This window comes from Streptomyces monashensis (assembly GCF_001866665.1).
Lineage (GTDB): Bacteria > Actinomycetota > Actinomycetes > Streptomycetales > Streptomycetaceae > Streptomyces > Streptomyces monashensis.
The window spans coordinates 124,585-139,002 of sequence record NZ_MLYO01000032.1 but is presented as its reverse complement, the minus strand read 5'-3'; the positions used below and the strand labels follow the sequence as shown (position 1 = coordinate 139,002).

Genomic DNA, 14,418 nt, shown 5'->3' with positions numbered 1-14,418 from the left:
GGCCGACGTGCGGGGAAGGGCGTTTTCAGCCAAACTTTCGACTAGGCCTTCACGTCGCCGTCACCGACACCTGCGCCAGGAGTTCCTCGTAGGCCGCGTGGTCGAACTCGCCCGCCGCCGGTGCCCGTACCGTCGCCGCCGACAACGCGACCGCGCGGGCCAGTCGGTCCGGCCAGGGGAGTCGGTCGACGAGCCCCGACAGCAGGCCCGCCACCGCCGAGTCGCCGGCGCCCGTCGGGTTGCCGTGCTCGGGGGCCGGCGGGACCGCGTGCCAGCGGCCCTCCGGGGTGGCGGCGAGGAGGCCCTTGGGGCCGAGGGAGGCGACGACCGTGTGGGCGCCGCGCCGGCGGGCGTCCTGGGTGGCGCGCAACGGATCGTGGGATCCGGTCAGTTCGGCCAGTTCGTCGGCGTTCGGCTTGACGATGTCGGGTCGGGCGGCGACCGCCCGGCGCAGTGGCTCGCCGCTGGTGTCCAGCAGCACCGGCACCCCGTGGGAGCGGGCGTCGCGCACGAGGTTGGCGTAGGCGCCGACCGGCACGCCCGGGGGGAGGCTGCCGCACAGGGCCACCGCCGAGACGCCGGGCAGCAACTCCTCGTAGCGGTCGAGGAAGGCGCCCCATTCGGTGGGGCTGATCTGGGGGCCCGGCTCGTTCAACTGGGTCGTGTCGCCCGACAGTTCGTCCACCACGGCGATCGTGCGCCGTGTCGCTCCGGCGGCCGGGAGCAGCGCGTCCGTCAGGCGGGGCATGCCGGAGAGCATGTCGCGCACCGCGCGCCCGGTGCCGCCGCCCGTGAAGCCCGTCACCGTCACCTCGTGGCCCAGCGCGGCCAGCACCCGGGACACGTTCACGCCCTTGCCGCCCGGCCGCTCGATGACCTCCGAGACCCGGTGCGAGGCGTGCGGCCGCAGCGACCGGACGCGATAGGTCAGGTCGAGAGCGGTGTTCAGCGTGACCGTGAGGATCACCCGGGCCGCCTCCCTCGAAGTTCCCCGCGCGTGTCGTCGCGCCCGTCATCGTCCGCCGGGGCCCGATCATGCCAAAGAGACGGCGGCCGGCCCAGTCAGGAGTCGGCCGCCGTGCGGGGAAAAGACGGGCAGATCACGCCAGTTGGGGCGGTACCACCACCCATTCGCCGCGCCGCATCACACCCTTGAGGACGAAGTCCGCGTCGAACACGACCAGGTCCGCGTCCTTGCCGGGCTCCAGCGAGCCGATGCGGTCGGACAGGCCGAGCAGCCGGGCCGGAGTGACGGACAGGGCCGTCACCGCGTCCTCGACGGACAGCCGGTCGATCGTCACCGCCCGCCGGAACGCGCGGTCCAGGGTCAGCGTGGAGCCCGCGATCGACCCGCCGTGCACCAGCCGGGCCACGCCCTCGCTGACCTCGACCTCCAGCGGGCCGAGCAGATAGCGGCCGTCACCGGCGCCGGCCGCGTCCATGGCGTCCGTGATGAAGGCGACACGGGAGGCGCCCGCGTGGTGGAAGGCCAGCTCCAGCGCGGCGGGGTGGAGGTGCGTGCCGTCGTTGATCAGCTCGACCGTGACCCGCTCGTCCTCCAGCAGGGCCGCGATCGGGCCGGGGGAGCGGTGGCCGACCGGGGGCATCGCGTTGAAGAGGTGGGTGGCGACCGTGGCGCCCGCGTCGATCGCCTCGACCGTCTGCTCGTACGTCGCGTCCGTGTGCCCGATGGCCGCGATCACGCCGTGCTCGGCGAGCAGCCGTACGGAGTCGACGCCGCCGGGCAGTTCGGTGGCGAGGGTGACCATCTTCGCCTTGCCGCGCGCCGCGTCGATCAGCTTGCGGACCTCGGCCGGGTCCGGGTCGCGCAGCAGTTCCTCGGAGTGCGCGCCCTTGCGGCACGGGGAGATGAACGGCCCCTCGAAGTGGATGCCGGCGATCTCGCCCTGTTCGGCCAGCTCGCTCAGCAGCCCGGCCTGCGTCGCCAGGAGGTCCGTCTCGTCGGTGACGGTGGAGGCCACCAGGGTGGTCGTGCCGTGGGTGCGGTGGGTGTGGACCGCCTGGAGGATGTCCTCGGCCGTGCCGGAGAAGGAGGCGCCGCCGCCGCCGTGGTTGTGGATGTCCACGAAGCCGGGGAGGACCCAGTGGCCGGTGAGGTCGACGGTCCGGGCGCTCTCGGCGGCCGTCGCCGTGATCCTCGTACCCTCCACGGACACGCGCCCGTCGTCCACCACTCCGCCGGGCAGCACCACCCGAGCACCTGTGAGAACCAAGCTGGGAGCCATCAGGCGCCTACCTCCGGGGTCGTAGAAGTGGTGGTGAGCAGGTCGCGGGCCAGCAGGCCCGCGCCCAGGCAGCCCGCCGTGTCGCCGAGGGCGGCGGGGACGATGGCCGGCAGCCGCTGGAAGGTGACCCGGAGCCGGACGGCGTCGCGCAGCGGTGAGAACAACACTTCCCCCGCCTCGGCCAGACCGCCACCGATGATCAGTGTGCGCGGGTCCAGCAGGGTGAGCGCGGTGACCAGACCGTCGGCCAGGGCGTCCACCGCCCGCTGCCAGACCCGGACGGCGTTCGGGTCGCCGGACGCGACGGCCTTCGCGCAGTCGGCCGCGTCCGCGTCCGGGTCCCCGCAGGCGGCCGCCCAGGCCTCGCTGACGGCGGACGCGGAGGCGTACCGCTCCAGGCAGCCGTGCTGCCCGCACGGGCAGGGGGTGCCGGACGGCCGTACGACGACATGCCCGATCTCGCCGGCGAAGCCGTGCGCGCCCGCCTCGACCCGGCCGTCGATGCCGATGGCGCCCGCGATCCCGGTGCCGAGCGGGACGAACAGGAACCGGTCGGCGCCTTTGCCCGCGCCGATCCGGCCCTCGGCGAGCCCGCCGGTGCGCACGTCGTGCCCGAGGGCGACGGGGATGCCGAGCCGCTCGGCGAGCAGGGCGCGCAGGGGTACGTCGCGCCAGCCGAGGTTGGCGGCGTACGCGGCGATGCCCTGCTCCTCGTCGACGATGCCGGGGACCGCGATGCCGGCGGCGCGCGCGGGGGTGCCGTAGCGCTCGACGCCGTACGCGCGCAGTTCGGCGGCGAAGTCGAGGATCGTCGCCACCACCGCGTCCGGTCCGCGCTCGCGGCCGGTGGCGCGGCGGGCGCGGTGGAGCAGCTCGCCGTCGTCGCCGACGAGGGCGGCCTTCATCCCGGTACCGCCCACGTCGAGGGCGATGACATGTCTCACCACGGCCCTAGTGTGGCCCTCGGACCCGCGAGAGGTCTAGTCCACTCGCGTGGTGTAGACCTTATGTGTCCATATATTGAACGGTCAGACGGCAGGGTTGGGGCGTTGAGGGTGCGTCGGGGTACGGCAGGAACGGTCGCGGCAGTGTCTGCCATGGGCATGACATTGCTCCTGGGGGGTTGCGGGAGCACGGGTTCGTCCGGCGTGACCCTCAGACTCGTGGCCGCCGACTACGGCGACTCCCCCAAGAACAGCTCCAAGAAGTACTGGGACAGCGTTGTCCAGGCGTACGAGGCCCAGCACTCCGGGGTGAAGGTCGAGGTCAGCGTCTACTCCTGGAACGACGTCGACGCCAAGGTGAAGGCGATGGTGGCCGACGGCCACGCGCCCGATCTCGCCCAGATCGGCGCCTACGCCGACTACGCGGCTGCCGGCAAGCTCTACCCGGCCTCCGACCTCCTCTCCATCCGCACGCAGGCCGACTTCCTCTCCCAGCTCTCCGAGGCGGGCCAGTGGAACCACACGCAGTACGGCATCCCCTTCGGGGCCTCCACGCGCGTGCTCTTCTACAACAAGACCCTGTTCGCCAAGGCCGGCATCACCACCCCGCCCACCACCTGGGACGAGCTGGCCTCGGACGCCAAGGCGCTCAAGGACAAGGGCGTGACGTACCCGGTCGCGCTGCCGCTCGGGCCCGAGGAGGCCCAGGCGGAGACGATGCAGTGGCTGCTGAGCGGGGCCGGCTCCAACGGCGGCAACGGCTACACCGACGACGTCGGTACCTACACCATCGACTCCGCGCAGAACGTGGACACCTTCACCTGGCTCAAGGACGACCTGGTCGGCAAGGGCCTGACCGGGCCGGTCGCGCCCGGCAAGCTCAACCGCGCGGACGCCTTCGCCGCGTTCGCGAACGGCCAGGTCGGCATGCTCAACGGACACCCCACGCTGATCCAGCAGGCGCAGCAGAAGGGCGTGCAGTTCGGGATGGTGCCGATGCCGGGGCGCACCGGTACGCCGCGGGCCGCGATGGGCGTGGCCGACTGGATGATGGCGTTCAAGCAGAACGGCCACCGCGACCAGATCGGCGACTTCCTGAACTTCGTCTACAGCGAGAAGAACGTCCTCGCCTTCTCCCGCGACTACGGGCTGCTGCCGGTCACGGGCTCCGCCTCGGCGGCGATGAGCGCGTCGGACGCCGCCCCCGACAAGGCCCTGCACCCCTTCCTGGAGCAGCTGCCCACCTCCGAGCTGTACCCGGTCGGCAAGACGTCCTGGGCGGCGGTCGCCGCGGCCGTGAAGCAGAACATCGGTCAGGCCGTCGCCCCCGGCGGCGACCCCTCCGGCGTCCTCACCCGGCTCCAGGCGACGGCCACGGCCGCGGACAGCAGCGCCAAGAACTGAGCGCTACGGTGACTCCATGGAACTGGGCACCCGGGAAAAGTCGATCCTCGCCCTCGAGCGCCGGAGCTTCGCGGGCCCCGGTGCGAAGGAACGGGCCATCCGCGAGGAACTCGACCTGGCCCCGGTCCGCTACTACCAACTCCTGAACGCCCTCCTGGACGACGAACGCGCCCTGGCCCACGACCCGGTGACGGTCAACCGCCTGCGCCGAGTCCGCGACCGGCACCGCTCGTCCCGCTGACTCCGCCCACCTTCCCCCACGCTCGGCTGCGCTCGCGCGGGGGACCCCCATCCCGACTCGGTCGGCCGAGAGGTGAGGGACGGGGAGCGCCCCCGAAGGGACGCGGGGCTGTGTCTGACATGCGGCTGCCGCCGCGTGGGCGCGACCGGCCATGACGGACCCGCGGTCGCGTGTGGTCCTGGCAGGCTCGGAGGGTGGGCGAGGCGGGGTGCCTTTCTCGCCGACCGAGTCGGCTGGCGGGTGGGCGAGGTGGGGTTCGGGGGCGGAGCCCTTGGCGGGGTCCAGGGCGGAGCTCCTGGCGGGTCTGGGGCGGAGCACCAGGAGTGACAGCGGGCCGTGCTGGATAGTGTCGGTCCATGGACCCTCTGCCGACCCCGCAGACCCAGCTCGGCCGGGACGGACTCGCCGCTCTGCTCGCGAAGCCGCGCACCGCGGTCGTCGGGCTCGACTTCGACGGCACCCTCGCCCCCATCGTCGCCGACCCCGAGCAGGCCCGCGCCCACCCCGACGCCGTACCGGCCCTCGCCCGGCTCGCCCCCAAGGTCGCCTCCATCGCCGTGATCACCGGCCGCCCCGCCGGCGTCGCCGTCCGCTACGGCGGCTTCGCCGGCGTCCCGGGGCTGGACCACCTCACCGTCCTCGGCCACTACGGCGCCGAACGCTGGGACGCCGTCACCGGCACGGTCACCGCCCCCGCCCCGCACCCCGGCGTCGCATCCGTCCGCGCCGAGCTGCCGGGCGTCCTGGACCGCGCCGGCGCCTGGCCCGGCACCTGGATCGAGGAGAAGGGGCGGGCCGTCGCCGTCCACACGCGCCGCGCCACCGACCCGGAGGCCGCCTTCGAGGCTCTGCGCGGCCCCCTCACCGACCTCGCCACCCGCCACGGCCTGGTCGTGGAACCCGGCCGCCTGGTCCTGGAGCTGCGCCCGCCCGGCATGGACAAGGGCGTCGCCCTCGCCGAACACGTCCGCAGGACCGGCGCCGGCTCGGTCCTCTACGCCGGCGACGACCTCGGCGACCTGCCCGCCTACGCCGCCGTCGAACGGCTCCGCGCCGACGGCGTCCCCGGCCTCCTGGTGTGCAGCGGCAGCAGCGAGGTCGCGGAACTGGCGGAGCGGGCCGACGTCGTCGTCGACGGCCCCGCCGGCGTCGTACACCTGCTGCGCGCGCTCGCCGGTCAGCTGGAGGCCGATCAGCCGGGCTGAAGCTCCTCCAGCGCCCGCAGCTGGTCCATGAACCACTGGGCCGGGGGCAGCGCGGTGGCCGCCGCCGCCAGTCTCTTGGCGCGGTCCGCCCGCTCCTCCGGCCCCAGCGACAGCGCCTCGTGCAGGGCGCGCGCGGTCTCCAGCACGTCGTAGGGGTTCACCGTGAACGCGTCGGCGCGCAGCTCCTCGTACGCCCCGGCCTCCCGCGACAGCACCAGCGCGCAGCCCTCCTCGGAGAGCACCGGTACCTCCTTGGCGACCAGGTTCATGCCGTCCCGGATGGGGTTGACCAGAGCCACGTCGGCGAGGCGGTACGCGGCCAGCGAGCGCGCGAAGTCGTCCTTGACGTGGAGCACCACCGGGGTCCAACCGGGCGTCCCGTAGCGGGAGTTGATGTCGTCGGCGACCCGCCGCACCTCGGCCGTGTAGTCCCGGTACACCGCGAGGTCCTGCCGGGACGGGTACGCGAACGCCACGTGGACGACGTTCTCGCGCCACTCGGGGTGGTCGTCCAGCAGCTGCCGGTACGCCAGCAGTCCGCGCACGATGTTCTTGGACAGCTCGGTGCGGTCGACGCGGACGATGGTCCTGCGCCCCGCGCCGATCTCCGCCCGCAGCGCGGCCATCCGTTCGGTCACGTCCGGCCGGTGCGCCCGCTCGCGCAGGAAGTCCGCGTCCGCGCCGAGCCCGTGCACCCCGATCGTCGTGTCCGAGAGGCTGTCCGGGCCCAGCACCGCCGTGCAGCACGCCGTGAACGCGGCCGCCCAGCGCCGGGTCAGGAAGGCCGCCCGGTCCGCGCCCAGCATGCCGTTCAGCAGGGCGGCGGCGATGTCGTCGGGCAGCAGGCGGAAGTAGTCCGGCGGGGCCCAGGGGGTGTGCGAGAAGTGGCCGATCCGCAGGTCGGGGCGGAGCGCGCGGAGCATGCCGGGCGCGAGGCACAGATGGTAGTCCTGCACCAGCACGGCCGCCCCCTCGGCGGCCTCCTCGGCCAGCGCCTCGGCGAACGCGCGGTTGTAGGCCTCGTACGACGCCCACTGCCGGCGGAACTCCGCGTCGTAGACCGGTTCCAGCGGAGTCTGGTACAGCATGTGGTGGACGAACCAGAGCACGGAGTTGGCGATGCCGTTGTACGCGTCGGCGTGCACGGCCGGGTCGATGTCCAGCATCCGCACCCGCTGCCCGCCGGTGTCCCCGTCCGGCAGCAGCCCGCCGCCCGCCCGCCGTACGGCCTCCCGGTCGCCGTCGCCGAGCGCCGCGCACACCCATACGGCACGGGCGTCCGGGCCGATGGCGGACAGCCCCGAGACCAGCCCGCCGCCGCCCCGCCTGGCCCGCAGCGCGCCGCCCTCGCCGTCCGTGTCGAGCGTGTACGAAACTGGGCCGCGATTGGACGCGACCAGCACCTCAGCACCGCCGGTGGAAGCCATGGTCCTCAACCTAGCCCGCCCCGGAAACGCTCAAACGTACGGCCCCGCCCGACGCCCCGCCCGTATACGAAGTCCGGCGAAGTCACGCCACCCGGCGCTCGGCGTACTCCGCGATCTCCACCATCGGGGGCCGTTCCTCCGTGTCCACGGAGTACGTCCGTGGCGCGAAGCCGTCCTCGTCCCGTTCGAACTGGGTCAGGGCGGGGCGGATCAGATGGCCCCGGGCCAGCCGGAGCTGGGCGGTGCGGTAGATCGCGGCGGCCATCCGGCCGAGCGCCTGCCCGTCCTGGTGCCGGTGCCTGCGGACCCCGACGTCCACCTGGGCGAGGGCGTCCAGGCCCACCAGGTGCAGCGCGTCCACCAGCATGCCCAGCTCCACGCCGTAGCCGACCGGGAAGGGGAGCTGTTCCAGCAGGCCGCGCCGGGCCGCGTACTCGCCGCCCAGCGGCTGCACGAAGCCGGCCAGCTGCGGCCAGTGCATGTTGAGCAGCGGGCGGGCCATCAGCTCGGTGACCCGGCCGCCCTGCCCGGCGGCACCGGCGAGCGGGCGGTCGTACATGGCCTTCACCAGCGAGATCCCGGGATCGGTGAGGAGCGGGCCGACGATGCCGGAGACGAAGTCGGCGGAGAACTCGCGCAGGTCGGCGTCGACGAAGCAGATGATGTCGCCGCGGGTCACGAGGAGCGAGCGCCACAGCACCTCGCCCTTGCCGGGGACGGCCGGGACGCGCGGCAGGATCGTGTCCCGGTGGACGACCCGGGCGCCCGCGGCGGCGGCGACCTCGGAGGTGCGGTCGGTGGAGCCGGAGTCGACGACGACGAGCTCGTCGACGAGCGGGACCCGCTCCACCAGCTCGCGCCGGATGACCGTGACGATGTCGCCGACGGTCTCCTCCTCGTCGAGCGCGGGCAGCACGACGCTGATCGTCTGCCCCGTGCGCTGCTTGGCGGCCAGTATCCGCTGGAGCGGGCGATCGGTCACGGACCAGGAGTGGGTGGCCAGCCAGCGCTCTACTTCTTCCAGCACGCTCCGCGGCTCCTCACTGTTCGTGATCACACGTGGTGGCTGTGTGATCCATCTCGCGGTTCGGACGACTATCTCAACTGTCCTGGCCTTCGGTTACAGTCTTGAACAACGCCGGTGACCATCGCATGTCGGGGTCGCGCGCGCAGCACGATTCGTGCGTACAACTGCTCATACAACCGCATACCGCTCATCCAGAGGGGCAGAGGGACACGGCCCGATGAAGCCCCGGCAACCCTCCAGTCGGTTCCTGTCACGTTGACGTGGCGAGGCTCCCGGCTAGGGAAGGTGCCAAATCCGTCTCACGGCGAGATGCGTCGTGAGGAAGATGAGGAGAAAGGGCCTCGCCTCCATGGCTGTGCAGACAGTTGCAAGCACCTCCACTCCCACCGTCGACCTCGGTCCGGCCGCGGCGCTGAGCTGTCGCGAGTGCGGTCACCGTGTCTCGCTCGGCCCGGTCTTCGCGTGCGAGGAGTGTTTCGGCCCGCTGGAGATCGCCTACGACTTCTCGGCCTACGACACCGAGGAACTGCGGGCCCGCATCGAGGCCGGCCCCGCGAACATCTGGCGGTACGCCCCCCTGCTGCCCGTCCCGGCCGGCGTCGCCGACAAGCCGAACATCAACCCCGGCTGGACCAAGCTCGTCAAGGCCGACAACCTCGCCCGCGAACTGGGCGTCACCGGCGGCCTGTTCGTCAAGGACGACTCCGGCAACCCGACGCACTCCTTCAAGGACCGCGTCGTCGCCCAGGCCCTGGAGGCCGCCCGCGCCTTCGGCTTCACCACCCTGTCCTGCTCCTCCACGGGCAACCTGGCCGGTGCCGTCGGCGCCGCCGCGGCCCGCGCCGGCTTCCGCTCCTGCGTGTTCATCCCGCACGACCTGGAGCAGGGCAAGATCGTCATGGCCGCGGTCTACGGCGGCGAGCTCGTCGGCATCGAGGGCAACTACGACGACGTGAACCGCTTCTGCTCCGAGCTGATCGGCGACCCGGCCGGCGAGGGCTGGGGCTTCGTCAACGTCAACCTGCGGCCGTACTACGCCGAGGGCTCCAAGACGCTGGCGTACGAGATCTGCGAGCAGCTCGGCTGGCGGCTGCCGGACCAGATCGTGATCCCGATCGCCTCCGGCTCCCAGCTCACGAAGATCGACAAGGGCTTGAAGGAGCTGATCGAGCTCGGGCTGGTCGAGGACAGGCCGTACAAGATCTTCGGTGCGCAGGCCGAGGGCTGCTCGCCGGTGTCGGCGGCCTTCAAGGCCGGGCACGACGTGGTCCGCCCGCAGAAGCCGGACACCATCGCCAAGTCCCTCGCCATCGGCAACCCGGCCGACGGGCCGTACGTGCTGGACATCGCCCGCCGCACCGGCGGCGCGGTGGAGGACGTGACGGACGAGGAAGTCGTCGACGCGATCAGGCTGCTGGCCCGCACCGAGGGCATCTTCGCCGAGACGGCGGGCGGCGTGACGGTCGGCGTCACCCGCAAGCTGGTCAAGGCAGGTGTCCTGGACCCGACGAAGACCACGGTCGTCCTCAACACCGGCGACGGCCTGAAGACCCTCGACGCGGTGGCCGGCACGGGTCTCACCGCCACCATCCGTCCGACCCTGGACTCCTTCCGAGAGGCTGGCCTCGCATGAGCGTGACCGTTCGCATCCCCACCATCCTGCGCACCTACACCGGCGGTCAGGCCGAGGTCGCCGCCGAGGGCGCGACCCTCGCCCAGGTCATCGAGGACCTGGAGAAGAACCACACCGGGATCGCCGCCCGGGTCCTGGACGACCAGGGCAGGCTGCGCCGGTTCGTGAACGTGTACGTCAACGACGACGACGTGCGCTTCGAGCAGGGCCTGGAAACCGCGACCCCGGACGGCGCCGGTGTCTCCATCATTCCGGCGGTCGCCGGCGGCTGATCATTACCGTCGGTAATCGAGGTTACCGATTGTTCATCGAATGGCCTCCTCCGTGAGAGAAACGGAGGGGGCCATTCAGTGTGATTGAGCGCGGTACAGTTGGGGAACGCGTTCCGGATCCGAAGGTCGAGGTCCCGGATTCCGCATCGTGAGCCCGATAAGAAGCAGCCAAACTGCACGGGCTTTCTGCGGCTTTTGTTCCACTTTGTACGGCCCGACTTGCCCTGGATTCGGCCGTATTTTAGGTAGATTCCGGACCGTCGTCGTCCAGATTTCTCGTCCGATTGACCTGTTGCAGACGGCAGTTGGACAGATACATTCAGCCGCGGTCGACGCGTTCCGGCGCACGCCCCCGACCGATGGGGGGTGAGGTCTGACCCGGGTCCGCGAAGTGTGGATCTGTGCAAGGGCCAGTAATAGGGGAGTTAGGCATGGCTCAGGGCACCGTCAAGTGGTTCAACGCGGAGAAGGGGTACGGCTTCATCGCGGTCGACGGTGGTGCGGACGTCTTCGTCCATTACAGCGCCATTCAGATGGACGGCTACCGCACCCTGGAAGAGGGGCAGCGGGTGGAGTTCGAGATCTCGCAGGGCCAGAAGGGCCCGCAGGCCGACATGGTTCGCCTCAGCGCCTGAACGTTTCTTGTCCGAAGGGCCCGCACCTCGCGAGGGGTGCGGGCCCTTCGCTGTGCCCGGCTGCCCCGTTCGGCCCCGTCCCGATCCTCTGTTCGCGGGCGGCTGAGCGCGCGCCCCGACCCCCCCAAGGCGCTTGCACTCGGCAGGGGCGAGTGCTAATCATTGGCGTTAGCACTCTGAAGGTGAGAGTGACAAAGAAGGACCGGGTCGGTGAGGCCCGCAGGCCACGTGGGGCAAGGAACCACAGGCCGGCGAGCCGTCCGTCGCGGGCGCGGGCGCGGTCCGAAGGAATCACCCCCAGTCCTGGAGGGACCACTTCACATGGCCAAGATCATCGCGTTCGACGAGGAGGCGCGGCGCGGCCTCGAGCGCGGCATGAACCAGCTCGCGGACGCCGTCAAGGTGACGCTCGGCCCCAAGGGTCGCAACGTCGTCCTCGAGAAGAAGTGGGGCGCCCCCACGATCACCAACGATGGTGTCTCCATCGCCAAGGAGATCGAGCTCGAGGACCCGTACGAGAAGATCGGCGCCGAGCTGGTCAAGGAAGTCGCCAAGAAGACGGACGACGTCGCCGGTGACGGTACGACCACCGCGACCGTGCTCGCCCAGGCCCTGGTCAAGGAAGGCCTGCGCAACGTCGCCGCCGGCGCCAACCCGATGGCTCTGAAGCGCGGTATCGAGAAGGCCGTCGAGGCCGTCTCCGCCGCCCTGCTGGAGCAGGCGAAGGACGTCGAGACCAAGGAGCAGATCGCCTCCACCGCGTCCATCTCCGCCGCCGACACCCAGATCGGCGAGCTGATCGCCGAGGCCATGGACAAGGTCGGCAAGGAAGGCGTCATCACCGTCGAGGAGAGCAACACCTTCGGTCTGGAGCTCGAGCTCACCGAGGGCATGCGCTTCGACAAGGGCTACATCTCGGCGTACTTCGCGACCGACATGGAGCGCATGGAGGCGTCGCTCGAGGACCCGTACATCCTCATCGCCAACTCCAAGATCTCCTCGGTCAAGGACCTGCTCCCGCTCCTGGAGAAGGTCATGCAGTCGGGCAAGCCGCTGCTGATCATCGCCGAGGACGTCGAGGGCGAGGCCCTGTCGACCCTGGTCGTCAACAAGATCCGCGGCACCTTCAAGTCCGTCGCCGTCAAGGCCCCGGGCTTCGGCGACCGCCGCAAGGCCATGCTCGGCGACATCGCCATCCTCACGGGCGGCGAGGTCATCTCCGAGGAGGTCGGCCTCAAGCTGGAGAACGCGACCCTGGACCTCCTGGGCCGCGCCCGCAAGGTCGTCATCACCAAGGACGAGACCACCATCGTCGACGGCGCCGGCTCCTCGGAGCAGGTGGGCGGCCGCGTGAACCAGATCCGCGCCGAGATCGAGAACAGCGACTCGGACTACGACCGCGAGAAGCTCCAGGAGCGCCTGGCCAAGCTCGCGGGCGGCGTCGCGGTCATCAAGGCCGGTGCCGCCACCGAGGTGGAGCTCAAGGAGCGCAAGCACCGCATCGAGGACGCCGTGCGCAACGCCAAGGCGGCCGTCGAGGAGGGCATCGTCGCCGGTGGTGGCGTGGCCCTGCTGCAGGCCTCCTCGGTCTTCGAGAAGCTGGACCTGGAGGGTGACGAGGCGACCGGCGCCAACGCCGTGAAGCTCGCGCTGGAGGCCCCGCTGAAGCAGATCGCCGCCAACGGTGGTCTCGAGGGCGGCGTCGTCGTGGAGAAGGTGCGCAACCTGGCCGTCGGCCACGGTCTGAACGCCGCCACGGGCGAATACGTCGACATGATCGCCGAGGGCATCATCGACCCGGCGAAGGTGACGCGTTCCGCGCTGCAGAACGCGGCCTCCATCGCCGCGCTGTTCCTCACCACCGAGGCCGTCATCGCCGACAAGCCGGAGAAGGCCGCCGCGGCCGCTCCGGGCGGCATGCCGGGCGGTGACATGGACTTCTGATCCGCCCGGATCACCTGTCCTTCTCCGAGGGCGGCACTTCCAGCTTCCGGCTGGGGTGCCGCCCTCGGGCGTTTCCGGGGGCGAGTCCGGGATCGCGTCCCGGACTGTGCTTCGGATCACACACGGGCGGACCGCGGTCCGGAATGCGGGCCGGCACATAGGCCGTTACTTAAGGAGCTGCAACAATGCGTGCTCACATACCGACCGGTTAACGCCGTCCCTCACGAGGAGCCCCCCACGTGACCGTCACGACCTCCGCCTCCCGCGCGGCCCAGATCCTGTCCCGCCCCATCACCCTCAACGGCCTCACCGTGCCGAACCGGATCGCGATGGCGCCCATGACCCGGATGTTCTCCCCGGGCGGCGTACCCGGCGAGGACGTGCGTTCGTACTACTCCCGCCGTGCCGCCGCCGGGGTCGGCCTGATCGTCACCGAGGGCACCTACGTGGGCCACGACTCGGCGGGCCAGAGCGACCGCGTGCCGCGCTTCCACGGCGAGGAGCAGCTGGCGGGCTGGGCGAAGGTGGCCGCGGACGTGCACGCGGCGGGCGGCACCATCGTCCCGCAGCTGTGGCACATCGGCATGGTCCGCAAGGACGGCGAGGCCCCCTTCCCCGAGGCCCCCGCGATGGGCCCCTCCGGCCTGGTCACCGCGGGCGCCGAGGCCACCGGCCGGGCGATGACCCAGCAGGACCTCGACGACGTGATCGCCGCGTTCGCCCGGGCGGCGGCCGACGCCGAGCGCATCGGCTTCGACGGCGTGGAGCTGCACGGCGCCCACGGCTACCTCCTGGACCAGTTCCTGTGGGAGGGCACCAACCGCCGTACCGACGCCTACGGCGGCGACCCGGTGGCCCGTACGAAGTTCTCCGCGGAGATCGTGGCGGCGGTCCGCGCGGCCGTCTCGCCCGAGTTCCCGGTCATCTTCCGCTACTCGCAGTGGAAGCAGCAGGACTACACGGCCCGCCTCGCCGAGACCCCCGAGGAGCTGGAGGCCATCCTGACCCCGCTGGCGGCGGCCGGCGTCGACGTCTTCCACGCCTCCACCCGCCGCTACTGGGTGCCGGAGTTCGACGGCTCGGACCTGAACCTGGCCGGCTGGACGAAGAAGATCACCGGCAAGCAGGTCATCAGCGTCGGCTCGGTCGGCCTCGACGGCGAGTTCATCAAGGCGTTCCAGGGCGAGGGCTCCGGGACCAAGAGCATCGACGACCTCCTCGACCGGCTGGAGGCCGACGAGTTCGACATGATCGCCGTCGGCCGCGCGCTGCTCCAGGACCCGGAGTGGGCGGCCAAGGTGCTCGCCGACCGCACGGGCGAGCTGAAGCCGTACGACGCCGCGTCGCTGAAGACCCTCAGCTGACGGTGTCCGTCGTGCCGTTCGGGCACGTATGACCGTCGTCGCGCGTTCCCTTGATGAACAGTCAGTTCGTGCTGAG

General features: G+C 71.4%; 13 protein-coding genes and 1 riboswitch. Of the genes, 8 read left to right on the top strand and 5 right to left on the bottom strand.

Annotation, left to right across the window (positions count from 1 at the left end; genetic code table 11):
• Nucleotides 1-49: 49 nt before the first annotated feature.
• The 3 genes from BIV23_RS19595 to BIV23_RS19585 form a co-directional block, all read right to left on the bottom strand.
• Entirely contained in the window at nt 50-967 is a 918-nt protein-coding gene (locus tag BIV23_RS19595; RefSeq protein WP_071382184.1) for a 1-phosphofructokinase family hexose kinase, read from the bottom strand.
• A gap of 133 nt (nt 968-1,100) precedes the next feature.
• The gene (nagA, locus tag BIV23_RS19590; protein ID WP_071382183.1) at nt 1,101-2,246 is read right to left on the bottom strand and encodes an N-acetylglucosamine-6-phosphate deacetylase; all 1,146 of its coding nucleotides are present in this window, start codon (nt 2,244-2,246) and stop codon (nt 1,101-1,103) included.
• Complete coding sequence (locus BIV23_RS19585) at nt 2,246-3,190, bottom strand: ROK family protein (protein WP_177239965.1); 945 nt, start codon at nt 3,188-3,190, stop codon at nt 2,246-2,248. The genes nagA and BIV23_RS19585 overlap by 1 nt, the downstream gene beginning before the upstream one ends.
• Nucleotides 3,191-3,343: 153 nt before the next feature.
• Here BIV23_RS19585 and BIV23_RS19580 point away from each other — a divergent pair, with 153 nt between their 5' ends.
• From BIV23_RS19580 to otsB, 3 genes are all read left to right on the top strand, one after another.
• Nucleotides 3,344-4,594, top strand: coding sequence for an extracellular solute-binding protein (locus tag BIV23_RS19580; protein WP_071382181.1), 1,251 nt, complete (start codon nt 3,344-3,346; stop codon nt 4,592-4,594).
• A gap of 16 nt (nt 4,595-4,610) precedes the next feature.
• Entirely contained in the window at nt 4,611-4,835 is a 225-nt protein-coding gene (locus BIV23_RS19575) for a DUF3263 domain-containing protein (protein WP_071382180.1), read from the top strand.
• A 356-nt stretch (nt 4,836-5,191) separates the two neighbouring features.
• Nucleotides 5,192-6,040: a trehalose-phosphatase gene (gene otsB / locus BIV23_RS19570; protein ID WP_071382179.1), complete on the top strand. Its 849-nt coding sequence runs from the start codon at nt 5,192-5,194 to the stop codon at nt 6,038-6,040.
• Here otsB and BIV23_RS19565 read toward each other — a convergent pair.
• Both BIV23_RS19565 and BIV23_RS19560 read right to left on the bottom strand, forming a co-directional pair.
• A complete protein-coding gene (locus tag BIV23_RS19565) occupies nt 6,028-7,467 on the bottom strand; it encodes an alpha,alpha-trehalose-phosphate synthase (UDP-forming) (RefSeq protein ID WP_177239960.1) in 1,440 nt (479 codons plus the stop codon). The two genes, otsB and BIV23_RS19565, sit on opposite strands and share 13 nt — an antisense overlap.
• 82 nt (nt 7,468-7,549) lie before the next feature.
• A complete protein-coding gene (locus BIV23_RS19560; RefSeq protein WP_071382218.1) occupies nt 7,550-8,494 on the bottom strand; it encodes a glucosyl-3-phosphoglycerate synthase in 945 nt (314 codons plus the stop codon).
• 184 nt (nt 8,495-8,678) lie between these two features.
• Nucleotides 8,679-8,826, top strand: a riboswitch (SAM riboswitch).
• Between the two features lie 17 nt (nt 8,827-8,843).
• Here BIV23_RS19560 and thrC point away from each other — a divergent pair.
• From thrC to BIV23_RS19535, 5 genes are all read left to right on the top strand, one after another.
• Entirely contained in the window at nt 8,844-10,127 is a 1,284-nt protein-coding gene (gene thrC, locus BIV23_RS19555) for a threonine synthase (protein ID WP_071382178.1), read from the top strand.
• Complete coding sequence (locus BIV23_RS19550; RefSeq protein WP_071382177.1) at nt 10,124-10,399, top strand: MoaD/ThiS family protein; 276 nt, start codon at nt 10,124-10,126, stop codon at nt 10,397-10,399. The genes thrC and BIV23_RS19550 overlap by 4 nt, the downstream gene beginning before the upstream one ends.
• A gap of 431 nt (nt 10,400-10,830) precedes the next feature.
• The gene (locus BIV23_RS19545) at nt 10,831-11,034 is read left to right on the top strand and encodes a cold-shock protein (RefSeq protein ID WP_004929928.1); all 204 of its coding nucleotides are present in this window, start codon (nt 10,831-10,833) and stop codon (nt 11,032-11,034) included.
• Nucleotides 11,035-11,355: 321 nt separating this feature from the next.
• A complete protein-coding gene (gene groL, locus BIV23_RS19540) occupies nt 11,356-12,978 on the top strand; it encodes a chaperonin GroEL (protein ID WP_071372535.1) in 1,623 nt (540 codons plus the stop codon).
• A 239-nt stretch (nt 12,979-13,217) separates the two neighbouring features.
• Nucleotides 13,218-14,342 (top strand): NADH:flavin oxidoreductase, encoded by a 1,125-nt coding sequence (locus BIV23_RS19535; protein WP_071382176.1) that lies wholly within the window; start codon nt 13,218-13,220, stop codon nt 14,340-14,342.
• Nucleotides 14,343-14,418 lie beyond the last annotated feature (76 nt).